The sequence below is a fragment of the Curtobacterium sp. MEB011 genome (assembly GCF_030209655.1).
Lineage (GTDB): Bacteria > Actinomycetota > Actinomycetes > Actinomycetales > Microbacteriaceae > Curtobacterium > Curtobacterium poinsettiae.
The window spans coordinates 425093-448812 of the sequence record NZ_JARVRN010000002.1; the positions used below are offsets into that span (position 1 = coordinate 425093).

Annotated in this window: 18 protein-coding genes; 12 read left to right on the top strand and 6 right to left on the bottom strand. The window is 71.6% G+C overall.

Going from position 1 to position 23720, the window contains the following annotated elements; all coding sequences use genetic code 11:
- The first annotated feature begins 39 nt into the window (after positions 1-39).
- On the top strand, positions 40-684 hold the full coding sequence (gene aztA / locus QRN30_RS03960) for a zinc ABC transporter ATP-binding protein AztA (protein WP_259494977.1): 645 nt from the start codon (positions 40-42) through the stop codon (positions 682-684).
- 330 nt (positions 685-1014) lie between these two features.
- Here aztA and QRN30_RS03965 read toward each other — a convergent pair whose 3' ends face one another.
- The 4 genes from QRN30_RS03965 to QRN30_RS03980 are packed head-to-tail and all read right to left on the bottom strand — an operon-like array spanning position 1015 to position 5786.
- On the bottom strand, positions 1015-2247 hold the full coding sequence (locus tag QRN30_RS03965; RefSeq protein WP_042540984.1) for an MFS transporter: 1233 nt from the start codon (positions 2245-2247) through the stop codon (positions 1015-1017).
- 53 nt (positions 2248-2300) lie between these two features.
- A complete protein-coding gene (locus QRN30_RS03970) occupies positions 2301-3038 on the bottom strand; it encodes a copper homeostasis protein CutC (RefSeq protein WP_017887596.1) in 738 nt (245 codons plus the stop codon).
- Positions 3035-4609, bottom strand: a complete 1575-nt coding sequence (locus tag QRN30_RS03975; protein WP_259494982.1) for a M81 family metallopeptidase — start codon at positions 4607-4609, stop codon at positions 3035-3037. The genes QRN30_RS03970 and QRN30_RS03975 overlap by 4 nt, the downstream gene beginning before the upstream one ends.
- Positions 4602-5786 (bottom strand): ROK family protein, encoded by a 1185-nt coding sequence (locus tag QRN30_RS03980; protein WP_017887594.1) that lies wholly within the window; start codon positions 5784-5786, stop codon positions 4602-4604. The genes QRN30_RS03975 and QRN30_RS03980 overlap by 8 nt, the downstream gene beginning before the upstream one ends.
- A gap of 248 nt (positions 5787-6034) precedes the next feature.
- Here QRN30_RS03980 and QRN30_RS03985 point away from each other — a divergent pair, with 248 nt between their 5' ends.
- From QRN30_RS03985 to QRN30_RS04005, 5 genes are all read left to right on the top strand, one after another.
- A complete protein-coding gene (locus tag QRN30_RS03985) occupies positions 6035-7828 on the top strand; it encodes a peptide ABC transporter substrate-binding protein (RefSeq protein ID WP_140449175.1) in 1794 nt (597 codons plus the stop codon).
- Between the two features lie 96 nt (positions 7829-7924).
- Positions 7925-8884: an ABC transporter permease gene (locus QRN30_RS03990; RefSeq protein WP_017887592.1), complete on the top strand. Its 960-nt coding sequence runs from the start codon at positions 7925-7927 to the stop codon at positions 8882-8884.
- Positions 8881-9774 carry an ABC transporter permease gene (locus QRN30_RS03995; RefSeq protein WP_017887591.1) on the top strand — a complete coding sequence of 298 codons (894 nt, stop codon included), beginning with the start codon at positions 8881-8883 and terminating at the stop codon, positions 9772-9774. Before QRN30_RS03990 ends, QRN30_RS03995 begins: the two co-directional genes overlap by 4 nt.
- The gene (locus QRN30_RS04000) at positions 9774-11516 is read left to right on the top strand and encodes a dipeptide ABC transporter ATP-binding protein (protein ID WP_017887590.1); all 1743 of its coding nucleotides are present in this window, start codon (positions 9774-9776) and stop codon (positions 11514-11516) included. The genes QRN30_RS03995 and QRN30_RS04000 overlap by 1 nt, the downstream gene beginning before the upstream one ends.
- Positions 11513-12436 carry an ROK family protein gene (locus QRN30_RS04005; RefSeq protein WP_262118279.1) on the top strand — a complete coding sequence of 308 codons (924 nt, stop codon included), beginning with the start codon at positions 11513-11515 and terminating at the stop codon, positions 12434-12436. The genes QRN30_RS04000 and QRN30_RS04005 overlap by 4 nt, the downstream gene beginning before the upstream one ends.
- Before the next feature lie 15 nt (positions 12437-12451).
- Here the strand turns inward: QRN30_RS04005 and QRN30_RS04010 are convergent, their stop codons facing one another.
- Positions 12452-13180, bottom strand: coding sequence for a type 1 periplasmic-binding domain-containing protein (locus QRN30_RS04010; RefSeq protein ID WP_017887588.1), 729 nt, complete (start codon positions 13178-13180; stop codon positions 12452-12454).
- Between the two features lie 122 nt (positions 13181-13302).
- Here QRN30_RS04010 and QRN30_RS04015 point away from each other — a divergent pair, with 122 nt between their 5' ends.
- The 5 genes from QRN30_RS04015 (at position 13303) to QRN30_RS04035 (ending at position 22067) form a co-directional block, all read left to right on the top strand.
- Positions 13303-14598 carry a HupE/UreJ family protein gene (locus QRN30_RS04015; RefSeq protein ID WP_284760519.1) on the top strand — a complete coding sequence of 432 codons (1296 nt, stop codon included), beginning with the start codon at positions 13303-13305 and terminating at the stop codon, positions 14596-14598.
- Positions 14599-14736: 138 nt separating this feature from the next.
- Positions 14737-16869, top strand: a complete 2133-nt coding sequence (locus tag QRN30_RS04020; protein WP_284760520.1) for an Ig-like domain repeat protein — start codon at positions 14737-14739, stop codon at positions 16867-16869.
- A gap of 340 nt (positions 16870-17209) precedes the next feature.
- Positions 17210-18457 (top strand): ice-binding family protein, encoded by a 1248-nt coding sequence (locus tag QRN30_RS04025; RefSeq protein ID WP_056073284.1) that lies wholly within the window; start codon positions 17210-17212, stop codon positions 18455-18457.
- Between the two features lie 302 nt (positions 18458-18759).
- Positions 18760-21561 carry an alpha/beta hydrolase gene (locus QRN30_RS04030; RefSeq protein ID WP_284760521.1) on the top strand — a complete coding sequence of 934 codons (2802 nt, stop codon included), beginning with the start codon at positions 18760-18762 and terminating at the stop codon, positions 21559-21561.
- Between the two features lie 2 nt (positions 21562-21563).
- Positions 21564-22067, top strand: coding sequence for a GNAT family N-acetyltransferase (locus QRN30_RS04035; RefSeq protein WP_259494999.1), 504 nt, complete (start codon positions 21564-21566; stop codon positions 22065-22067).
- 13 nt (positions 22068-22080) lie between these two features.
- On the opposite strand, the gene QRN30_RS04040 is transcribed toward QRN30_RS04035, so the two are convergent.
- Positions 22081-22818: a GAF and ANTAR domain-containing protein gene (locus tag QRN30_RS04040; RefSeq protein WP_214585208.1), complete on the bottom strand. Its 738-nt coding sequence runs from the start codon at positions 22816-22818 to the stop codon at positions 22081-22083.
- Between the two features lie 166 nt (positions 22819-22984).
- On the opposite strand from QRN30_RS04040, the gene QRN30_RS04045 reads away from it, so the two are divergent.
- Positions 22985-23720, top strand: a 736-nt coding sequence (locus QRN30_RS04045) for a fatty acid desaturase family protein (RefSeq protein WP_284760522.1), incomplete at its 3' end; no start/stop codon positions are given.

Genomic DNA, 23720 nt, shown 5'->3' on the forward strand with positions numbered 1-23720 from the left:
CTACATGAAAACGAGTATCGATACTGATAGCGTGCTCAGGTGCCTGCGACCGAGCCGACCGACCCCGCCGATCCCCGATCTGCCGTCCACCTGGACCGGGTGACGGCCGTCCTCGGCGACCGGACCGTCCTCGACGGTGTGGACGCGGTCTTCCCCGCCGGGGTCGTCACCGCGCTCACCGGGCCGAACGGATCCGGCAAGTCGACGCTGCTCGACGTGGTCGCGGACGTCGTGCGGCCGACCGCCGGGCGGGTGACGGGCCTCCCGTCCGACGGTGTCGCCTACGTGACCCAGTCCGTGCCGCCGACCACGCTCCCGCTCACCGTCCGCGCGGCCGTCACGATGGGGCGGTGGCGGCACCGCGCGTGGTGGCGGCCGCTCGGACGCGCTGACCGAGCGGTCGTCGACGCGCAGCTCGAGCGGATGGCGATCACGGACCTTGCCGATCGGCCGATCGAGGAGCTCTCCGGCGGGCAGCGGCAGCGCACGCTCGTCGCGCTCGGGCTGGCCCAGCGGGCGGGGGTGCTGCTGGTCGACGAACCGACCGCCGGGGTCGATGCTGAGTCGGCGGCGCTCGTGGTGGCGGCGCTCGCCGACGAGGCCGCAGCCGGTGTCGTGGTCGTGCACGCGGCCCACGACCCGGCGGTGATCGCCGCAGCCGACCGCATCGTCACGCTGACCTGACCCTCCCCGTGGGGGCGATTCCGCAAAACACCGGTGTTCACCCGTTGAACCGCTGTCTGCGCGTGTTCAGCGCGCGAACACCGGTGTCTTGCGGACGCCGGAGCAGGTGACGGTGTCGATCTCAGGATACGGGCACCAGATTTTCTGAGATACGGCCTGATCTCAGAAAATCTGGTGCGTCGATTCTGAGATCAGGGAGCGCTCGTGCTCAGCCGTCGGGACCGGTTCCGCGCCGTCAGGCTCGCAAAACACCGGTGTTCGCCTGTCGAACCGCGGTTCTCGCGTGTTCAGAGCACGAACACCGGTGTTTTGCGGGCCCCGGAACGGCGGTCAGGGGCAGGCGACGGCCACCGGGCCGGTCGGCGTCGGCTCGGCCGCGACCGGCTCGACCACCGGCACGGCGCTCGACTTCCGCAGCCCCATCGCGACGAGCACGACGGCACCGACGACCGCGACCCCACCGGCCAGCCAGAAGTCGGCAGCGAGACCGAACGATGACACTGCGGCCCCACCGAGCACCGAACCGGCGGCGATCGCGAGCTGGATCGTCGTGACGAACAGCGCGAGCCCGGTCTCGGACCCGGCCGGAGACGCCGTCGACATCCACGTCTGCATCCCGAGCGGCAGCGCACCCCATACCAGGCCCCACACGACGAGCAGCACGAAGACCCCCACGACGGAGTGGGCGAGCAGCGGCAGCAGGACGACGGCCGCCGCGAGCACGAACTTCGACGCCCCGATGGTGCCGAGGACACTGCGGTCGAGGGTGAAGCCCGCGGCGAAGTTGCCGACGATGCCCGCGACGCCGAACACCAGCAGCGCGATCGTCACGGTGTCGGGGCCGACACCGACGAGCTGCTGCAGGTACGGAGCGATGTAGGTGTACGCGGCGAACTGGGCCGCGAAGACGAAGGCCGCGGCGATGAGCCCGACCCGGGCGCGGGGCACGAGGAGCAGCGACCCGAGCGTGGCGAACCGCACCCGCTGCTGCGCGGGGATCCGCGGCAGCATCGCCAGCTGCAGGACGAGCGCGACGAGACCGAGCGCCCCACCGATCACGAAGCCGAGGCGCCAGCTGGCGAGCGACGACACGAGGGCGCCGAGCGGCAGGCTCACGACGGTCGCGACGGAGACGCCTGCCGTGATGAGCGATGTCGCACGGATCGTCAGCTCCGGCCGGACGAGTCGCCCGGCGATCCCGGCACCGATCGCCCAGAAGCCGCCGATGCCGACACCGAGCAGCATGCGTGCGATGAGCAGCACCCAGAACGACGGCGCGATCGCGGCCAGGCCGTCGGCGACCACGAGCAGCACGGTCAGGGACACGAGCACCACCCGGCGGTCGAGTCGCGAGGTCAGGACGGTGACGACCGGTGCCGCGACGGCGCCGACGAGTCCGGTGGCGACGACCATCAGGCCGGCGGTGCCGATGCCGACGTCCAGGTCGTCGGCGATGGCGGGGAGCAGCCCGATGGGCAGGAACTCGGACAGGACGAGCACGAATGACCCGAGTGCGACGGACGTGACGCTGAGCCACCCGCGGCGCGCTGCTGACGATGTCATGGGGGCGTCAAGCGGGTTCCGACGGCCGCCATTCCCGTGTGACGGCGAGCGGGTCAGGCGTCCAGCGCGCGCCGTGCGGCGGTGACGACCTCGGCGTCGGTGACGAAGTGCGCGGAACCGTCGTCGCCGGCGCCCATCGGCACCCCGGCGTGCGTGCTGCCGGCGGCCGGGCGCTTGGCCGACAGGTGCACCGCGGCGGCTCCGGTGGCGAGCAGCGCACGGACGTCGGCGGGGGTGACGCCGGCGCCGGCCATCACCTGGACGGGCCCGGCTGCCCCGACCATGCGCGCGATCGTCTCGGCACCGGCGACCGCGGTGGGGGCGGCGCCGGAGGTCAGGACGCGGGTGAACCCGAGCGCGGCGAGCGATCCGGCGGCGGCGACGGGGTCGATCGCGTGGTCGATCGCCCGGTGCAGGGTGATCTCGGCGGTGGTGCTGACCGAGCGGGCGGCGTCCACGAAGCGGCGGAGGGCGTCCTCGTCCAGGGTCCGGTCGGGGCGCAGGGCTCCGACCACGACGCCGGCGGCCCCGGAGCGCAGGACCGTGCGGACCTCGCGCACCATGAGCTCGACCTCGTCGGGGGAGTGCACGAACCCGCCCGGGCGGCAGCGGACCAGCGCGTGCGCCGGGATCCCCGTCTCGTGGGTCGTCTCGACCAGGGCCTGGGACGGGGTGAGCCCGCCGAGCTCGAGACCGACGCAGAGTTCGACGCGGTCGGCGCCGCCGTCCCGCGCGGTGATCGCACCGGCCGGTGAGGTGACGGCGATCTCGAGTGCGGCGGTGGTGCTCATGCAGGGGCTCCGAGCGGTTCGTTGGAGGCGGGGACGATGCGGGCGCGGAGGTCCGGTGCCGTCGGGAACACTCGATCGTAGGGGAACATCGGGCGCTCGATCCTGTGGTGCCCGAGGCGCAGCAGGTCCTGGTCGACGCCGCCCGGGGTGAGCGCGAGCATCCAGTCGGCGGACATGTCGAACAGCTCCGGCTCGAGGTACCCGATCTTCACGATGACGACGTCCGCCTGCCGCGGCGCCAGGTCGAGGTCGGTGAAGTCGTGCTCGTGGTGGTACGGCTTCCGCAGCTTCGTCAGGATCGCGAACACGCTGCCGACCTGCAGCACGACCTCGGTCTCGGCGTCCCGGTCGCCCTGCTTGATCGCGTGCACCCGACCGGTCATCGTGATCGGACCCGCGTGCACGTGGTCGACCGTCGCACCGGCGGTCACGGTGATCGTCGCACCGACGCCGGCTTCCACCGCGGCGGCGACGGCGGCCGCGCCGGGCACGCTCGCGTAGATGACGGTGGGGCCCGACGGGTCCTGGAACTCCGGACGGGCGAGCACCTGCGTCAGCCCCCACGTCATGTCCCCGGAGCCGCCCGCCGTGGGGTTGTCGCCCGAGTCCGAGACGAAGTACGGCTTCGCGGCGCCAGGGGCGAGCGCGGCGTCGAGGCACTCCTCGAACGTGCCGGTGGGTGCGACGAAGACGAAGTCCTCGCGGGCATCCCAGAACGCCGACGCGAGCCGCTCGGCGCCGGCCGCGACGGCTGCCTCGTCCCACCCGGTGACGACGGTCACGGCCTGGTCGCGGGGCTGGTCGGCCCAGGCGTACCCGACCCAGATCGCGGCGTCGAGCACCCCCTCGGTCTGCTCGACGAGCGGGACCTGCGCGTACAGGGACTTCGCCGGCTCGAGCCGGGTCGAGGTCTGCTCGCCGGGCAGCAGGACGGGGATCGGGATCCAGGCCTTCACGGGGCGCTGCGCACCGACGGGCCGTTCGGTCAGCACGTCGACGAGGTTCCGGACGGCGCGCTCCTTCGTCTCGAGGGTGTCCTCGTGCGGGGCCATCCGGTAGCAGGTGACGAGGTCGACCTGGTGGGCGAGCTCGCGCGTGACGTTGCCGTGCAGGTCCATCGACGCGGACACGATGACGTCGGGGCCGACGACCTGGCGGATGCGACCGAGCAGGTCCGTCTCGGCGTCGTCGAGCCCCTCGACCACCATCGCGCCGTGGATGTCGTACCAGAGGCCGTCGACCGGCCCCATCGCACCCAGCCGCTCGACGATCTCGTCGGCCAGCGCGTCGTACGACGCCCGGTCGACGATCCCGCCGGGCAGTGCGTGCCCGATGAGCGCCCCGCGGAAGTCCGCACGGTCGGCCATGGTCGCCAGGAACGGGTAGCGGGTGATGGCCTCGTCGCCGCGGTCCGGGTGGAACGCGGGGGCGTGGGTCCGGGTCGGGGTGAACGTCGAGGTCTCGATGGCCAGGCCGGCGATGGCGATGACCGGGCGACCGGCGCCGGCGGCGCTGGCGGCGCTGGCGGGGGAGGCGGGGACGGCGGGGGTGACGGGACCGGTCTCAGACACGGACGCTCCTGTTCCTGGTGGTGGACTGGGGGATGGGCGCGGAGAGCTCCTCGAGCGAGGCGGCGAGGCCCCGCTGCAGGGCGAACTGCCCGGCGCCGACGAGGCCGGCGTCGGCGCCGAGCGACACCGGCTCGATCGCCAGGTGCTGGGTCATCAGCGGGTGGCAGCTCTCGTAGAGCTGGCTCCGCACGGCGGCGATGAAGGGGTCGAGGGTCGACAGGATGCCGCCGAGGTAGACGGCGTCCGGGTTGAAGAAGTTCACGTTGGCGGCGAGCACCTCGCCCAGGTACTTGCCCGCCATCCGCACGGCGCGGGTCGCCTCGGGGTGCGCGTCCGAGGCGAGCCGCACGACGTCGGCGGTCGAGGCGACGTCGACCCCGGCGTTCGACAGGATGCGGACCAGGGCGGCGCCGGACGCCACCGTCTCGAGGCACCCGGTGTTGCCGCACGAGCACGGGGTGTCCCCGGCGGCGTCGATCCGCACGTGCGTGATGTCCCCGGCCGCACCGGTCGACCCGCGGTAGAGCCGGCCGTCGATGACGATGCCCGCGCCGATCGCCGAGCCCGCCTTGATCGTGATGGTCTGGCGTCGAGCCGGGTCCTGCACGGTCTGCTCGCCCGCCGCCATGCAGTTCGCGTCGTTGTCGACGATCGCCGGCAGCCCGAACCGCTCGCTCAGCCAGGCGGCCACGGGGAACCCGTTCCACCCCGGCATCCGGCTCGGCAGGTCGACGACGCCGGCGACGACGTCGACGGGCCCGGGCAGGCTGAGCCCGACGCCCCGCAGCCCTTCGCGACCACGGTCGTCGGCGAGCCGCTCGAGCAACGCGGCCAGCCGCTGGAGCCCGGCGGTCGGACCGTCGGAGAGCGCGAACGGGACGTTCGCGACCGACTCGAGCGCGCCTCCCGGCAGCACCACGCCGATGCGCGCGTGCCCGCCGCCGACGTCCGCGGCAACCGCGTACTCGTCGACGCCGCCGATGCGGAGCACCTTGCGGGGGCGGCCGCCGGTGGAGACGTCGGTGCCCTCCTCGGCGAGGATCCCGTGTTCCAGGAGTTGGCCGACGACGTGCGAGACGGTCGACGGGGCGGCCCCGAGCACCTTCGCGATCTCGGTCCGGCTGGCGGCCTGCCCCGAAGCGACGAGCTCGAGGACGCGGGCGCTGAGATCGGCCACGACTTTCTCCAATCCGGACGGAACACCGGCGGCTGCCGGCGGAACGGGAACACGACACGGGTGGATGCCCGGTTCTTCGGCGAGCCTACGGGGCGGATCGAGCGGTCCACCCTTTCCACCGTTCCGCAGTAACGCAGTTTTTACATCGAGATGTTTGTTTTTCCAATGGCTTTGGTCCTTGACTGTCCTCGTGCCGCTCGGCACCTCGTGCTCCACTCCCCGAAGTCCCTCGCACAAGGAGACACCGCATGTCCAAGCCCCGTCGCTGGGCGCTCCTCACCGGAGCTGCGATCGCCGTGAGCGCGCTGCTCGCCGGCTGTTCCGGAGGCGGCAACGCCTCGCCGGGATCGACCGACGAGATCGACTACGCGCTCCCCGCCAACTTCACGCCGAACTGGATCCTGCCGATCGGCACCGCCGCGCACCTCAACACGAACAACGGCTCCATCGCCCAGTCGCTGTACGAACCGCTCGTCGCGTACGACGGCTCCACCGGCAAGATCGCGTGGAACAAGGCCGGCTCCGTCGCCACCGACGCGAAGTTCGCCGACGACGGCAAGAGCGTCACGATGACGCTCGGCGACCGGCACTGGTCCGACGGCGAGGCGATCACGAGCCGCGACGTCGAGTTCTGGTTCAACCTGATCAAGGCCAACAAGGCGCAGTGGGGCGGGTACTCCAAGGGCAAGGCGCCGGACAACTGGACCTCGTTCAAGGCCGTCGACGACACGCACTTCACCATCACGTTCGACAAGGCGTACAACTCGGACTGGATGCTCGCCAACCAGCTGAGCAACATCATCCCGCTGCCGCAGCACGCCTGGGACAAGACCAGCGCGAGCGCGAAGGTCACCGACGCCGACGAGACCCCCGCCGGCGCGAAGCAGGTCTGGAAGTACCTGAACACCGCCGCCGGCAAGATCAGCGACTACGCCAGCGACCCCCTGTGGAAGACGATCTCGGGCCCCTACGGCGTCAAGACCTTCACCACGGCCGGCAACGTCACCCTCGTCGCCAACAAGAAGTACGACGGCGGTCAGAAGCCCGCCATCACCACGGTCAACCTGCTCCCCTTCACCACGGCCGACGCCGAGGTGAACGCGGTCCGCTCCGGCGAGGTCGACTACGGCTACATCAACGCCACCGACATGGACCAGGAGTCGTCCTTCACGGCGAAGGGCTACTCCGTGGAGCCCTGGACCGGCTGGGCCATCACGTACATGCCGTACAACTTCAACAACCCGACGATGGGCGCCGTCTTCAAGCAGCTGTACGCCCGGCAGGCCGTCCAGATGTCGATCGACCAGAAGTCGCTGTCGAAGGTCGTCTTCAACGGCACCGCGACCTCGACCTACGGTCCCGTCCCGCAGGCGCAGGAGTCCGACTACGTCTCCGACGTGCAGAAGTCGAACCCGTACCCGTTCAGCACCTCGAAGGCCAAGGACCTGCTCACCAGCCACGGCTGGGAGGAGCAGGGCGGCACGATGGTCTGCACCGACCCGGGCACCTCGGCCAGCCAGTGCGGCGAGGGTGTCGAGCAGGGCACGAAGTTCTCGATGCAGGTGCTGTCGCAGTCCGGATCGACCGTGACCGACAACATGATGAGCGCGATCCAGTCCTCGCTCGCGAAGACCGGCATCGACTTCACCATCAAGACCGCGCCGGTGTCGAGCGTGCTGTCGCAGACCCCCACCTGCACCTCGGACGAGGCCAGCTGCGACTGGGACCTGTCGTTCTTCGGCACCGCGGGCAGCTGGTACTTCCCGGCCTACCCGACCGGTGAGTCGCTCTTCCAGACCGGCGGTTCGGCGAACTTCGGCAGCTACTCGAACAAGCAGGTCGACGACCTGATCGACGCGACCACCACCTCGACCGACGCCACCGCCGTGCAGGACTACAGCGCCGCGGTCGCGAAGGACCTGCCGGTGATCTGGCTGCCGAGCCCCGACTACCAGATCTCCGTCGTCAAGAAGGGCCTGTCCGGGTTCGACCAGGACTCGCTCGCCAACTTCCACCCGGCCCAGTGGAAGTGGACCAAGTAGGTCGCTGACGCGACCACGGCCTGGAGGCGCGGTGCGGGCACGACCCGCACCGCGCCTCCGCCCCGGCTCAGGCAAGAACCGACCATCGGAACCCGCATGACCACAGCTCTCTACCTCACCAGGCGCGTCCTGCAGGCGCTCGCGGTGATCCTCATCGTCACCGTCGTGGTGTTCTGCCTGTTGCACGCGCTGCCCGGCGGCCCCGCCCGCGGCGTGCTCGGCGTCTCCGCGACGCCCACGCAGATCGCCCAGTTCAACCAGGCGCAGGGGCTCGACCAGCCGCTGCCCGTGCAGTACCTGCGGTTCCTCGGTCGTCTGCTCACCGGAGACCTCGGCACCTCGTACACGCTCAACGAGCCGGTCTCGCAGCTCATCGCCGAGCGCCTGCCGAAGACCCTCGTGCTCACCGGCATCTCCGCGGTGCTCGGACTCGTCGTCGCGATCCCGGTCGGCATGCTCCAGGCGGCCCGCCGCAACGGTGCGGTCGACTACGCCGCCACCGCCCTGGCGTTCGTCTTCTACTCGACGCCGGCGTTCTTCCTCGGACTCGTCCTGATCATCGTGTTCAGCCAGCAGCTGCCGTGGCTGCCGTCCCAGGCACCGAGCGGCAACACCCTGGCCGAGGTGTTCCAGGACCCGGCCGGACTCGTGCTGCCCGTGGTGACCGGAGCGCTGGCGATGATCGCGGTGTTCAGTCGCTACATGCGCGCCTCGACGCTCGAGAACCTGCAGGAGGACTACGTCCGCACCGCCCGTGCCGGCGGCGCCTCGACCGCGACGATCCTGCGGCGGCACGTCTTCCGCAACTCGCTCACCCCGGTCGTGGCGATGCTCGGGTACTACCTGCCGGTGCTGTTCGGCGGCGCTCTGGTGACCGAGCAGCTGTTCAACTACCCCGGCATGGGGCTGCTGTTCTGGAACGCCGCGCAGTCCTCCGACTACCCGACGCTGCTCGGCTGCGTGCTCGTCATCTCCATCGCGACCGTCATCGGCACCCTGCTCGCCGACGTCGCGCAGTCCCTGATCGATCCCCGAGTGAAGGCGAGCCGCGCATGACCGCCGTCCAGATGGCCCCCGAAGCCCCGGGAGCCCCCGTCACCGTCGCGGCCACCGGGTTCCGGCTCGCCGCCCGCCGGTTCCGGAGCAACACCCTCGCCGTGATCGGCCTCGCCCTGATCGTCGTCATCGTGCTGTTCTGCTTCGTCGGCCCGTTCCTGTACCCGACCGACCAGACGCACACGATGCTCGAGCAGGCCAACCAGGGCCCGAGCGCCGCGCACTGGCTCGGCACCGACGCCGTCGGCCACGACGTCCTCGGCCGCCTGATGTACGGCGGCAAGGTCTCCCTGATGGTCGGCATCGCCGCCGGGGTCCTGGCCACCGTCGTCGGCACCCTGTGGGGCTCCGTCGCCGGGTACGTCGGCGGCTGGGTCGACGCCCTGATGATGCGCGTCGTCGACGCCGGCATCGCGATCCCGGCGCTGTTCATCCTGCTCGTCATCTCGGCGATCACGAACCCCGGCGTCGGCGGCCTCATCGTCATCCTCGGTCTGGTGTCGTGGCTCGTGCCGTCCCGCCTGATCCGTGCCGAGACCCTGACGCTCAAGAACCGCGACTACGTCCTGACCCTGCGCGCGATCGGCGGCTCGCACGCCCGCGCGATCGGCAAGCACCTGCTGCCGAACTCGGTGTCGACGATCGTCGTCGCGGCGACGTTCCAGGTCGCCGACGCGATCCTGCTGGTCGCCTACGTCTCGTACCTCGGGCTCGGCGTGCAGCCGCCCGCGACGGACTGGGGCGGCATGCTCTCGGCGGGACTCACCGCCGCGTACTCCGGACACTGGTGGCTCATCGTGCCGCCGGGTCTGGCCGTGATCCTGGTCGTCTGCGCGTTCAACGCGGTGGGCGACGGACTGCGGGACGCCTTCGACGTGCGGGGCCGCTGATGACCAACGAACCGATCCTGCGGACGACCGACCTCGGCGTCTCCTTCAGCACCGAGTCCGGCACCGTCGACGCCGTGCGGGGGGTGTCCCTGTCGGTCGCCCCCGGCGAGACCCTCGCCCTGGTCGGCGAGTCCGGCTCCGGCAAGTCGACGGTCGCCCTCGCGGCGATGGGCCTGCTCTCCGGGAACGCGACGGCATCGGGCAGCGCCGTCGTCGCCGGGCACGAGGTCGTCGGGGCAGCCGAGCCCGAACTCCGGGCACTGCGCGGCTCGACGGTGTCGATGGTCTTCCAGGAGCCCGCGACCGCCCTCGACCCGCTCACCCGCGTCGGCGCCCAGATCGCCGAGGTGATCCGGAACCACCGTGACGTCTCCGCGTCCGCCGCCGCGGCCGAGGCCGTCGACCTGCTCCGCCGCGTCGGCATCCCCGACCCCGAGTCGCGCACCCGGTCGTTCCCGTTCCAGCTGTCCGGTGGGCAGCGCCAGCGCGTGGTCATCGCGATGGCGATCGCGAACGCACCGAAGCTGCTCATCGCGGACGAGCCGACCACCGCGCTCGACGTGACCGTCCAGGCCGAGATCCTCGAGCTCCTGCGCGCGCTCGCCGTCGAGACCGGCACCGGCGTGCTGCTGGTCACGCACAACATGGGCGTCGTCGCGGACTTCGCCGACCGGGTCGCGGTCATGCTCCAGGGCGAGATCGTCGAGACCGGCGGGGTCGAGGACGTCCTGCTCCGCCCGGAGCACGAGTACACCAAGCGGCTCCTCGCCGCGGTGCCGCGGCTCGAGACACCGGCGTCGGCATCCGACGCCGCCGAGTCGGCGAGACGCCTCCAGATCCGGGGGCGTGACGCGGAGACGCCGGCGTCTTCCGAGCTGGGTGCGTCGGGTGCGGCGGACGGGAGGCCCGGTGCGGCCCCGGTGGTCGACCTGCGGGACGTCTCGGTGACGTTCGGGCGCGGGGCGCGCGCCGTCCACGCGCTCGCCGGCATCGACATCACGGTGCACGCCGGTGAGACCGTCGGTCTGGTCGGCGAGTCCGGTTCGGGCAAGTCGACCGCGGCCCGGGTGGCGCTCGGTCTGATCAAGCCGACGTCCGGCACGGTGTCGCTGTTCGGGCAGGACCTGCGGACGGCCAAGGGGCGCGACCGCCGTGCCCTCCGGTCCGGCATCGGCGTGGTGCTGCAGGACCCGGTGGCGTCCCTCGACGCCCGGATGTCCGTGGCCGAGTGCATCGCGGAGCCCCTGGCCGTGCACCGTCGCGGGATGTCCTCGGCCGACCGGCGTCGCCGCATCGACGAGGTGCTCGACGCCGTCCGGCTGCCGCGGACCCTGGCATCCCGGGCCCCGCGTGAGCTCTCCGGTGGGCAGCGCCAGCGGGTCTCGCTCGCCCGGGCGCTGGTGCTCGAGCCGCGGCTGCTCGTCGCCGACGAACCGACCTCGGCGCTCGACGTCAGCGTGCAGGAGACCGTGCTCGAGGTGCTCGGCGAGCTGCAGGACGACCTCGGGTTCGCGTGCCTGTTCGTCTCGCACGACCTGGCCGTCGTGCAGCACTTCGCCGAGCGTGTCGTGGTGATGCGCCAGGGCGTCGTCGAGGAGCAGGGCACCACCGGCACCACGCTCCTGCACCCCACCACCGACTACACCCGACGCCTGCTCGCCGCGGTGCCGGTGCCCGACCCCGTGCTGCAACGACAGCGCCGGGCCGCGCGCCTCGCCTCGCTCGCGGCGGTGACCGCGTGAGCCGGGTCCTGGCCGGGGTCGACATCGGCGGGACGAACACCAAGGTCGTCCTGACCACGCACGACCTCGAGGTCATCGACCGGGTCGACCTGCCGACGCCCGCCCACGCGGGCGGGGCGGCGATCGTGACGGCCGCCCTCGGGGCGGTGACGGGTCTGCTCGACACGCACCGGGCCTCCCTTGCGGGTGTCGGGGTGGGCGCGGCCGGTGTCGTCGACCGGGCCACGGGGACCGTGCTGGTCACCGGCAACTCGTTCACCGGCTGGGCCGGGTACGGCGTGACGCGGGCCGTCACCGACGCGCTCGGCGTGCCGGCGACACTGGACAACGACGTGAACGCGTTCCTGCTCGGCGAGATCGCGACCGGCGCGGTGGTGGGGGAGTCCGACGTGCTCGGCATGACCCTCGGCACCGGGGTCGGCGGCGCCCTCGTGCTCGACGGACGGCTCTTCGCCGGCCCGCGCGGCGCCGCCGGCGAGATCGGCCACGTCCCCGGGTTCGGCGACGCCCGCTGCACCTGCGGGCAGACCGGGCACCTGGAGACCATCGCGGGCGCCCGCGGCATCGCCGACCGCTACGCCGAGCGCTCCGGGCGCACGCTCTCGGCACGGGACGTCGCCGTCGCAGCGCGCGGCGGCGACGCCGACGCGGCCGCCGTCTTCGCCACCGCGGGATGGGGTCTCGCCCGTGCCGCGCTGCTGACCGCGGGGATCCTCGACGTCACCACCGTCCTGATCGGCGGCGGCATCGCACGGTCGTGGGACCTGCTCCACCCCGCCATCTCGGCGGCGATCGACGCGGAACCGCCCGTCAGCGGGGCGACGATCCGGCTCGCACAGTCGACGCTCGGGGCTGATGCCGTGGCCCTCGGGGCAGCGGCGCAGGTGCGGGCCCGGGTGCTGGAGCCGGAGACCGCGTAGCGGGGGAAGGCCGGGTCAGGGCACCCAGACGACGATGCCGCGCAGGTCGTGCAGCACCGCGGCGAGGCCGGCGCGCAGCCCGCGAGCGGCACGGTCCTCGGTGAAGGTGCCGGGGTCGTAGTGGCTCGACGGACCGAGGCCCTCGCCACGGAACCCGCCGCCCGTCCAGTCCGCCGCCGTGACGTTCGACGTCGGCTCCGCGATCTCGGCACCGACGACCAGGAACTGCTGGTGGAGCGCGGTCGGCGAGACGGCCGCGAGCGGGTCGACCATGTGGTTGCCGACGGTGATGACCAGGTCGGGCTCGGCGTCGACGGCGCGCAGGACCGCGGCGATCCGGTCGTCGGCGTCCGTCGCCGAGACCGGGGTGACGGTGACGTCCTCGTCCGACGCCCACGAGTCGACGGCGTCGAGCAGGGTCCGGGTCGGGGCGTCCGCGGCGTCCCCCGCGTCGGAGAGCAGCACGACGTCGTAGCCCGCGGGAGCGTGCACGCCGGACCACGAACCCGGTTCGGGGTGGATGGTGGCCTCGGGTGCCGGCGGCTGGTCGGGATCGGAGAACCCGGTGCCCAGGACGCCGGCGGACGCGTGCGCCGAGGCGTTCGCCGTCGGGCCGGTGCCGGTGCCGGTGCCGCCAGTGGTGCCGTCCGACGCCCGGGAGCAGCCGGCCAGCAGGGTGGCGCCGGCCGCGGCGAGGGCGACGGCGGTCAACAGGGAGGTCGTCCGGGTGGCGGGGCGGATCACGGCACCATGCAAGCACGCCCGACGGCCGCTCCGGGCCGGTCGGGGGACCTGTCCAACACCCGTCCCGTTGCTGGTCACCGGTTGTTCACCTTCCGGTCGTCTGTGAGCCGGATCGTCTGCGCGTGCCCTCCGGAACCACCGCCGCGCTCCTGCGCGCCCGCCCCGTCCACTCGTCTTCCCCGACCGCGCTGACTGCGCTGGCCGCACGGGTCGCCGCCGCGCTCGTGCTGCTCGGGGTGGTCGTGATCAGCGTGCTCGGGGGAGCCGCACCGGCGTCGGCGCACGGCTTCAGCTCGGTCGTGTACGCCGACGTGACGTCCACGAAGCCGACGGTCGTGCGGGCGGAGCTCGGGCTCGAGTACGACCTGATGCTCGTCTCGGTGGCCACGAGCGAGCACGACGACGCGCTGCACGAGCAAGGGCAGCGCGCCTGGGACGACGGGGACTTCCCGGGGATGGTGACGGCCGCCGAGGCGCACACCGACGCGATCGGGGAGTACGTGTTCGACCGGTTCACGGTGACCGGAGCCGGTGGGCGGGCCTGCACGGGCACCCTCGACCCCACGGTCACGGTCGACCTGCGGGACGAGGTGCCGTACGCCCACGTCACCGCCGACTTCACCTGCCCGGAGGCGTCCGAGACGCAGTCGGGACACGTGGTGTCGTCGACGCTGTTCCCCGACGACGAGTCCTTCGTCCGCGACACCAAGACGATCGTCACGTACGACGTCGACGACCGCGCGGGATCGGCCACCCTCGACGCCTCGCAGCGCACGTTCTCCACCGAACAGTCGGCGGGGGAGCGCTTCTGGGAGTTCTTCCGCCTGGGCGCCGAACACCTGCTGACCGGCATCGACCACATCCTGTTCCTCGTCGCGCTCATCGCCGGGTCGCGTCGCCTGCGCGAGGTCGTCTACACGGCGTCCGCGTTCACGATCGCGCACTCGATCACGTTCATCCTCGCCGCGCTCGGTGTGGTCAGCCCACCCGCGATCGTCGTCGAGCCGCTCATCGCCCTGTCGATCGCCGCGGTCGCCGGCTGGTACCTGTGGCGGCTCTGGCGACGCCGGTCGCGGGCCGACGAACTGGTGGTCGGCGAACACGGACACTTCTCGCTCGACCGCGCCGGCTGGACCCGGCTGGCCGTCGTCTTCGCCTTCGGACTCATCCACGGGCTCGGGTTCGCCGGTGCCCTGGGCATCCACGAGGCGTTCTCGTGGCAGCTGCTCGTCTCGCTCCTCGTCTTCAACGTCGGCATCGAGGCCGTGCAGCTCGCGATCATCGTCATCGTGTTCCCGCCGCTCGCGCTGCTGCGGCGGAAGGCGCACCGGGTGTCGCTCTGGGTGACGGGCGCGGTGACCGCCGGGGTCTTCGTGATGGGGATGATCTGGTTCGTCGAACGGCTGGCCGCGGGCTGACCGGGCCCGTCGTCCCGGGGGCGTTCGACGTCCGTTCCTGAACAACGATGAACCGTCACTCAGCGTTTACCAAGACGTTTTGCAGGGCGTGCAGAGTCTTCCGTGCTGCACCATCCCACGTCTGAGAAACGGACCAACATGAGTCTCCTGTCCGGCGCCACTACCCGGCGCAGAACCACCACCCTCCGCGTCTGCGGAGCCGTCCTCGGGGCCGCGCTCATCGCCGGTGCCTCGATGGTCGGCACGAACGCCGCCACCGCTGCGACGAACACCCCCACCACCAACATCTCGACCGGTGGCCCGATCCACATCCTGCTCGGCGTCGGCGCGACCGAGAGCCAGCGCATCGCCTCGTGGTACTTCCCCACGAACGTCGCGCAGTCGCTCGAGATCCAGAAGACCGCGTCCATGACGGACGGCGTCTTCACCGACGCCAAGCAGACGGTCGCCGCCTCGGAGGCCGCGAACACCGCAGCCGACTCGAGCGCGACCGACTCGAACACCAAGAGCATCCCGGGCATCGCCGCCGAATCGGGCTACATCAACGCGCACGCGACGATCTCGGCCCTCGAGCCGAACACCTCGTACACGTACCACGTCGGTGCGGCGGACGGCTCGGCCTGGTCCGCGTCGTACACCTTCACCACGAAGAGCTTCTCCGGCGACTTCGACTTCCTGTTCTTCGGTGACCCGCAGATCGGTTCGTCCGGCTTCACCGACGACGACGGCGCCGGCTGGGCGGACACGCTCGAGTACGCCACGTCGACCGAGCCGGACGCCGAGCTCCTGGTCTCCGGTGGCGACCAGGTCGAGCACGCCAACAACGAGTACGAGTGGGGTGCGTTCGCGGACAGCAGCGACGTGCTGAAGCGCTACCCGTGGGCCTCGACCATCGGCAACCACGACGTGGGCGGCAAGGCCTACGAGCAGCACAACCAGGTGCCGAACTCCCTCAAGGTGCCGGACTTCTACCCGGGCGGCAACACGACCGCGAACTCGGGTGGCGACTACTGGTACATGTACAAGGGCGTCCTGTTCATCGACATCAACTCGAACGCCTACGCGGCCGGTTCGGACGCTGCCCACGTGAACTACGTGCGCGACGTCATCAACCGTTACGGCGACGACGCGAAGTGGACCACGCTGGTCTACCACCACTCGATCTACTCGCCGGCCGACCACGCGAACGACAAGGACAACCAGCAGCGCCGGTTCGACTTCACGCGTTCGTTCTCGGACATGGGTGTCGACCTCGTCCTGCAGGGCCACGACCACTCCTACTCGCGCAGCTACGCGATCAAGAACGGCAAGAAGGCCAACGTCAACGAGCAGCCCGCTGCTCCCGAGGTCTTCTCCGGCCCCGGCGGCGTCATCTACATGACGGCGAACTCGGCCTCGGGCTCGAAGTACTACGACCTCACCACCCCGGACGCCACCCAGGGCTACGGCGCGGACCCGCTCGACCCCAAGGGTGAGCGGCACTTCGCCAACTCGGTCGAGAACCAGGAGCACGTCCGCACCTTCGTGAAGGTCTCGGTCACCGACGACAAGCTCGCCGTCGAGAACATCCGCGCCAGCGACTGCACGACGCTCAACTCGGCGGTGCAGCACGGCAAGGTGGACAGCTGCGGTGTGACCCTCCAGCCGACGGCCACCGCCGACCCGGCTGCGATCGGTTCGACGGTCGACAAGTTCGACCTGCACGCCACGCTGCCGACGACGACCACCACGCTCACCGCGTCGGCCGCCGAGCAGACCTACGGCACCGCCAAGCCGGCCACGGTCACCGCGACCATCGCCGGTGGCATCGGCACCCAGCAGGGCACGGTGACGTTCAAGGACGGCAGCAAGGTCCTCGGCACCGCCCCGGTCAAGGACGGCGCGGCCAGCATGACGCTGCCGAGCACGCTCGCCATCGGGAAGCACTCGGTGACGGCCTCGTTCGTCAACGCGGACCCGGTCTACTCGGGAACGAACTCGAAGACCGCGAAGGCCATGACGGTCTCCGTCGAGAAGGCCCCGTCGCGCACCGCCGTCAAGTACAGCGGTGGCAAGGCGACCGTCCAGGTGAAGGCCACCGGCTTCAGCGTCGACGGCACCGCCCGGATCTACCAGGGCTCGAAGCGCCTCGCCACCGTCACGGTGCAGGACGGCGTGGTCACGTCGAAGCTCCTGCTGAAGAAGGGCGCGCACAACCTGCACGCCGTCTTCGCCGGGACCTCGGAGCTCACCACGAGCACCAGCCCGACCATCACGGTCGTCGTCAAGTAACACCCGGTACCAGCGAGGGCCCCGCGATCTCGATCGCGGGGCCCTCGCCGTGTGGCACGGGGGGTGGGCGACCTGCCCAACCCGAGGACAGGCGCCGCACCGGCTGACGGGAGACCCGAACTCCCTACCCGGCCGCCGCTGGTGCGAGCGACCGGTCAACCTGTGGTGATCATGCGCTCGCGTCCCCCGATCCGGCTGGGATCCGGGCCGATTGTCAGGCTTCGACCGGATGTGCAGACATTCCTAGGTCCTGGCTGTGGAGAAGCGCATACTTCGAGTCTCCGAGAATGCGCGCTCGTCGCCGACGTCACCCCGCCTCTCCCAGCAGGAAGAGACGGCCATGCACGCTCTCCACCGCCGACGGGGCTCCCTCCTCGTCGTCTCGGCCGCGGCCGTCGCAGCGTTGATCACCCTCGGCACCGGCGGCGGAGCATCAGCCGCCACGGTCATCGACGGTCCCGTCAACCTCGGCACCGCATCGACCTACGGCGTCCTCGGCGCCAGTGCGGTCACGAACACCGGCCCCTCCGTGGTCAACGGCGACCTCGGCCTGTCGCCGGGCACCTCGATCACGGGCTTCGGCGGTGCACCGAACGGCGTCGTCAACGGCACCACGCACCAGACCGACGCCGCAGCCGCACAGGCCCAGCGCGACACCACCACCGCGTACAACGTCGCCGCGTCGCTCTCCCCGACCCAGACCGGTCTGACCGAGCTGAACGGTCTCTCGCTCTCGCCGGGTGTGTACTCCGGTGGCGCGCTCGCCCTGGCGAACAACGGCGCACTGACCCTGGCCGGCAGCGCGGACTCCGTGTGGGTGTTCCAGGCCGCGTCGACCCTGACCATCGGGTCCGCCAGCCGGATCACGATCACCGGTGGCGCCAGCTCGTGCAACGTCTTCTGGCAGGTCGGCAGCTCGGCCACCGTCGGCACCGGCGCGCAGTTCCAGGGCACCGTCCTGGCACAGCGGTCCGTGACCGCCACCACCGGCGCGACCGTGCAGGGCCGACTGCTGGCCCGCACCGGCGCGGTGACCCTCGACACCAACACGATCACCGCCTCGAACGGTTGCCCCGCCCCGGGCACCCCGTCCGAGTCGCCGACCATCACCTCGGGCACCCCGTCCGACGGCACCGTGGACGTGCCCTACTCGTCCACCGTCACCGCGACCGGCACCCCGAACCCGACCTTCACCGCCACGGGCCTGCCCGACGGCCTGACGATCAACAGCACCACGGGCGTCATCTCGGGTACCCCGACCACCCCGGGTACCTCGACCGTGACGATCACCGCGTCCAACGGGACCAGCCCGGACGACACCCAGACGGTCACCATCACGGTCCGTGCCCCGGCACCGGTGCCCACCGCGACACCCAGCCCGACCGCTCCGGCCGTGGTGCCCACCGACACCCCGACCGGCCCCGCGGGCGCCGGCGGTGGCGGCGGAACCGACCAGCCCACCGGTCAGCTCGCCTTCACCGGATCGGACCCGACCATCCCGCTGAGCATCGCCGCGGCCCTGCTCGCCGCTGGCGCCACGCTCATGGTCCTGCTGCGTCGCCGCCGCCGCACCGTCGGCCGCATCTGATCCACCCGCACCACCGACGGCCCCGCGACCCTGGTCGCGGGGCCGTCTGCGTGCCGTCACCGGACTCGCGAACGGTCCACGTGCCCGACCGCGCGGGGGCATGCCGACCGACGGCGTCGTCGACGACGTGCCAGGGGCCTCCCGGCTCGTCGAGGACGACCCGGTCATCGCACCCGTGAGGACCCTCAGGTACTGAGCCGTCACGTCATCCTCCAGGACGATCCGGTGCCAACAGCTGTCTCCCTACTGTTGGCGACGGAGCGTGCGGTGGCGCATGCCCGTCGCACCAGGGGAGATCCGACGTGAACCGTTCGCCGAGACGCCGTTCCACCATCGCGCTGCAGATCGCGTGTTCGACACTCATCGCCGGGGCGCTCGCCGTCTCCGGCACGGTCGCGGCACTGCCCGCGACCGCAGCACCGGGCGACGGGCCCACCGCCGCGACGGGGACGACCACGATCACGACCCCGGGCACGCCCGTCGCGCAGGGCGAGGACTGGACCGTGACGCCCACCGACGGCGGGTACACCGTCGTCCTGACCCTCGCCGAGCCCCTGCCGATCCGCGCAGCGGCACCGGTCCTGCTGGTCGACGGCACGGACATCGGCGTGGCGCAGACGAGCCTCGACCAGCGGCAGCTGACGGTCACCACGACCGACCCCACGGTCGCCGACGCCCGCAGCGTCGAACTCGGATGGTCGGGTGCGACCGACCTGCAGGGCAACCGCCAGTCGGCGACCGCACCGCAGACGGTGGCGCCGCGCGAGGCCCCGGCACCCCTGACCGACGACCCCGCTGCAGCGGGCCAGTACGCGGTCACCCGGGCCGACTACGACCTGGGCAACGAGGCCGAGACGATCAAGGGCTTCGGCCGCAAGGGCGAGATGCGTGCCGCGGTCTTCGTCCCGGAGGACGCCCCGGGCAAGCGCCCCGTCGTCGTGTTCCTGCACGGCCGCCACGAGGCCTGCGTCGGCGGCACCGAGAACCCCAGGGCGTGGCCGTGCGGGAAGGGCCAGACGGACATCCCGAGCTACCTCGGCTACAACGCCGCGGCGACCGCGCTCGCCAGCCACGGCAACGTCGTCGTGTCGATCTCCGCGAACGCGATCAACGCCCTCGACGGCAGCTACTCGGACGACGGCGGAGCGGTGGCCCGCGGCCAGCTCGTCCTCGACCACCTCAGCCTGCTCCAGCGCGCCGACGCCGGGCAGGAACCCCGCCTGTCACCGCTGCTGACCGGCAAGCTCGACCTGCAGCACGTCGGGCTGATGGGGCACTCGCGCGGCGGTGACGGCGTGGTCCGAGCGGCCCTGCTCAACATGCAGCGCACCAGCCCCTTCGGCATCCGTGCCGTCCTGCCCCTGGCGCCGACCGACTTCGGGCGCATGACCCTGCCGGACACGAACACGGCGGTGGTCCTGCCGTACTGCGACGGTGACGTGTCCGACCTGCAGGGCCAGCACTTCTACGACGACTCCCGCACGGCCTTCGGGGACGACGTGCTGCGCTCCTCGGTCCTGGTGATGGGCGCGAACCACAACTTCTTCAACACGACGTGGACCCCGGGCAAGTACGCGAAGGCGTCGTCGGACGACTGGTACGACGAGTCCGACGCGGTCTGCGGCGCGAAGGCGAAGCACACCACCCGACTGTCGTCCGACCAGCAGTACGCCGTCGGCACGAGCCTGATCAGCGGGTTCTTCCGCCTGACGCTCGACGGTGAGCAGCAGTTCCTGCCGATGTTCGACGGCACCGACCGGCAGCCCGCCGCCCTGGGCGCGGCAGACATCCGGGTGACGGCCTCGCAGCCCGGCGCGAGCCGACGCGACCTGGCCCTGTTCGACACGACGAACCCGGCGATCACCACCACCGGTGCCCTGACGGCGAAGACCTGCGCGAGCACCGACAACCTGCCCGCGAAGCAGACCCTGCCGGCGTGCGTCTCGATCACGTCGAACGCCCCGGACTACACGCCCGCGTTCCTGGCCTCCTCGGTGCCGGCGACCCCGGCCCTGCACGTCACGCCCACCAAGGCGGCGACCGGCGGACAGGTGCACGTCCCGGTGGCCCCGACGGCCGGTGACTTCACCGGGTTCCAGGCGCTGTCGCTCCGGCTCACCCCGGACGACACGGCGACGACGAACGCCGACGTCTCGATCAGCCTCCGCGACGCCACCGGTGCCGTGGCGACCCGACGCGTGTCGGACACCAGCCGTGCCGGTCAGCTGCTCCCCGGCACCCGGACAGCGCCGCGCAAGACGATCCTGCAGCAGGCACGCATCCCGCTCGACACCTTCACCGGCATCGACCTGGCGTCGGTGCGCGAGGTGACGATCGACGTCCCGCAGAAGAACAGCGGGATGCTGCTGAGCGACCTCTCGCTCCTGCCCGCAGCGACCCTCGGTACCCCGGTGGTCACGAACCGTCCCACCGCCCGCATCGCCGACCGCTTCGTCGACGAGGGGCGCACCCGCACGGTCGTCCGGGCAGCGGTCGTGCTCTCGCGGCCGGCCGAACAGGCGACGACGGTCTCCTTCGACCTCGACCAGGCGTCGGACAACCGCATCCGTCCGGCGATGCAGGCCGTCACGTTCCAGCCGGGCGAGGTCTGCCGCGCGGTCGCCGTGTCGGTGAACGGCGACCGCACCCCGTCGTTCTCGCGGACGGCGGACTACCCGATGACGCTCAGCAACACCCAGGGCGGCTCGGTGATCGGCGACTCGATCGGCACCATGCGCATCCGCGAGGACGACGGCGTGCGCGCCGTGAACGGACGCGTGACCGCATCCGCTCCGGCGGTCGGTACCCCGGGCGACGCGTGTGCCGAGGCCCAGGCGACGAGCACCCCGATCGCGGTGACGCCGGCGAGCAGCCGGAAGGGTGCCAAGGTCGCGATCTCGGCGACGGGCTTCCGCGCCGGCGAGTCGGTCACCGTCAGCATCGACGGCGGCCGGGCCACCCGCACGACGGCCAACGCCGCCGGCAAGGTCCGCCTGAAGGTCACGAAGACCGTGGCGGCGCTGGCACCGGGCACGCACGTGGTGCACGCCCGTGGCTACGGCTCGGACCAGCGGGCTCGGGGCACCTTCACGACGACGAAGTAGCCGTGCACGGTCCGGCACCGGTCATCGCGCGCGCCACCACGGCTGACGCGCGCGAGATCGGTGCGTTCCAGGCGCGCTGCTGGGAGCAGACGTACCGCGGGGTGGTGCCGGACGCCTTCCTCGACGGAACGGCTGGTGCCGACCGCGCCGCGCGCTGGGCGGAGCGGATCCGGACACGCACCCGCGGGGTGCTCACCGCGCGGGCCGACGACGGGACCCTGCTCGGCGTCGCGAGCACCGAGCGCCGAGCGGACCCGGCCGGCGGGCTCCCCGAGCTCGAACTCGTCACCCTGTACGTCGACCGGGGTGCGCACGGCACCGGTGTCGCCGCCCTGCTCCTCGACGCGGCCATCGGCGACGAGGACGCACACCTGCTCGTCTTCGCGGCGAACACCCGTGCGCGCCGGTTCTACGCCAAGCACGGCTTCGTGCCGGAGGGTCCGCGACTGACCGACCCCGGGACGGGGCTCGACGAGGAACGGTGGGTCCGGAGGCGGCCCGTGTGAACCCTCAGGGCGCTCAGGACGCTCCGGCGGCCAGGAGGTCGGCGAGCGGGACGTCGTCGCGTGCCACGTCGGCGGCGACCTGGCTCAGCGACCGCTGGGTGGCACGTGCGTAGCGACGGATCATGCCGAACGCCTGCTCGACGTCGACCCCGGCCGCACGTGCGAGGTACCCCTTGGCCTGCTCGATGGCGACCCGGCTGTCGAGGGCACGCTGGAGCTGCTCCGCGGTGAGGGTCGCGTGCTCGAGGGTCCGTTGCTGCAACAGGCTGATCGTCGCGACGTCGGCGAGGGCCTGGGCGGCCCGGGCATCGGCTCCGTTCAGCGCCCCTTCCGTCTCGCGGAACAGGTTCAACGACCCGACGGTGGTGTCCCGCAGCCGGAGCGGGATGGCGTGGACGCCCGCGTAGCCACGCGCCCGCGACGCCTCGGCGAACCGTGGCCAGTGCTGCCGCAGGTCGTCGGCGTTCTCCGACGTCACCAACCGGCCGGTGGTCACGGCGGTGATGCAGGGCCCCTCGCCGGCGTTGAGCTGGAGCAGGCCGATGAAGCTGCTGCGCTCGCTCGTCGAGGCGACGACCCGCAGCTCGTCGTGCTTGTCGAGCAGGTGGATGGCGCCCGCGGCGGCGTCGAACAGCTCGACGGCCCGGTCGACCAGCGTCTGCAGCACGTCGACCACGTCGTAGTCCGCCACCAGAGAGTCGGTGAGGGTCACGAACGTCTCGACCAGTCGTGCTTCGCGTACCTCGGTCATGTGGGGAACGGTCCTTCCGTCGAGCAGGCGGGACAACCGTAGTCGAGCGGCGGACACGCGGACCTGTGGCTTGCACCCGGGAGCGTGACGGCTCTAGCGTTGGACCAGCAGCCCCAGACCCCGGCCGCCGGAACGTTCTTCCATTCCGATGACGACCAGGGAACCCATGACCACGCAGCACGCCGGTACCAGCCCGCAGCGGGAGACCAGCTCGAAACCCCTCTCCAGCGGCTTCCGGAAGACCGGTTCCCCGGCCGGACCACGGACCGGTGGCACCTCGTCGTACTCCGCGCTGCTGGCACAGGTGAAGGAAGCCGGGCTGCTCCGTCGCCGTCGGGGCTTCTACTGGGCGCTGTTCACCGCACTCGTCGTCGCCACGGCCGCGTGCTGGGTCGTCTTCGCGTTCCTGGGTGACTCGTGGTTCCAGCTGATCGTGGCCGGTGCGCTGGGGGTGCTGTTCACGCAGTTCGCGTTCCTGTCGCACGAGGCTGCGCACCGTCAGGTGTTCGAGTCCCAGAAGTGGAACGACCGCGCGGGCCGCTGGCTCGGCACGTTCCTGGTGGGGCTGAGCTACTCGTGGTGGATGAACAAGCACACCCGGCACCATGGCAACCCGAACACCGTCGGCAAGGACCCGGACATCGCGCCGGACGCGATCCGCTTCCTGCCCGAGGACGCAGCGGCTGTCAAGAACGGGGCGCTCCGGGTGTTCGTGCAGAACCAGGGCTGGTTGTTCTTCCCGCTGCTCACGCTCGAGGGCATCAACCTGCACCGGGCCGCCGTCATGTCGGTGCTCCGCGGGACGGGCGGACGCAGCGACGTCCGGGGGCGCGTCCTCGAGGGCATCCTGCTGGTGGCGCGGTTCGCGATCTACCTGACGGTGGTGTTCTGGTTCCTGCCGT

Excerpts from the sequence above, each read along its gene's own strand:
- QRN30_RS04040 (WP_214585208.1), bottom strand. The coding sequence starts at position 22,818 with ATGACCGAGGTACGCGAAGCACGACTGGTCGAGACGTTCGTGACCCTC.
- QRN30_RS03995 (WP_017887591.1), top strand. The coding sequence starts at position 8,881 with ATGACCGCCGTCCAGATGGCCCCCGAAGCCCCGGGAGCCCCCGTCACC.
- QRN30_RS03965 (WP_042540984.1), bottom strand. The coding sequence starts at position 2,247 with ATGACATCGTCAGCAGCGCGCCGCGGGTGGCTCAGCGTCACGTCCGTC.
- QRN30_RS04025 (WP_056073284.1), top strand. The coding sequence starts at position 17,210 with ATGCACGCTCTCCACCGCCGACGGGGCTCCCTCCTCGTCGTCTCGGCC.
- QRN30_RS04000 (WP_017887590.1), top strand. The coding sequence starts at position 9,774 with ATGACCAACGAACCGATCCTGCGGACGACCGACCTCGGCGTCTCCTTC.
- QRN30_RS03985 (WP_140449175.1), top strand. The coding sequence starts at position 6,035 with ATGTCCAAGCCCCGTCGCTGGGCGCTCCTCACCGGAGCTGCGATCGCC.
- QRN30_RS04020 (WP_284760520.1), top strand. The coding sequence starts at position 14,737 with ATGAGTCTCCTGTCCGGCGCCACTACCCGGCGCAGAACCACCACCCTC.
- QRN30_RS03970 (WP_017887596.1), bottom strand. The coding sequence starts at position 3,038 with ATGAGCACCACCGCCGCACTCGAGATCGCCGTCACCTCACCGGCCGGT.
- QRN30_RS03990 (WP_017887592.1), top strand. The coding sequence starts at position 7,925 with ATGACCACAGCTCTCTACCTCACCAGGCGCGTCCTGCAGGCGCTCGCG.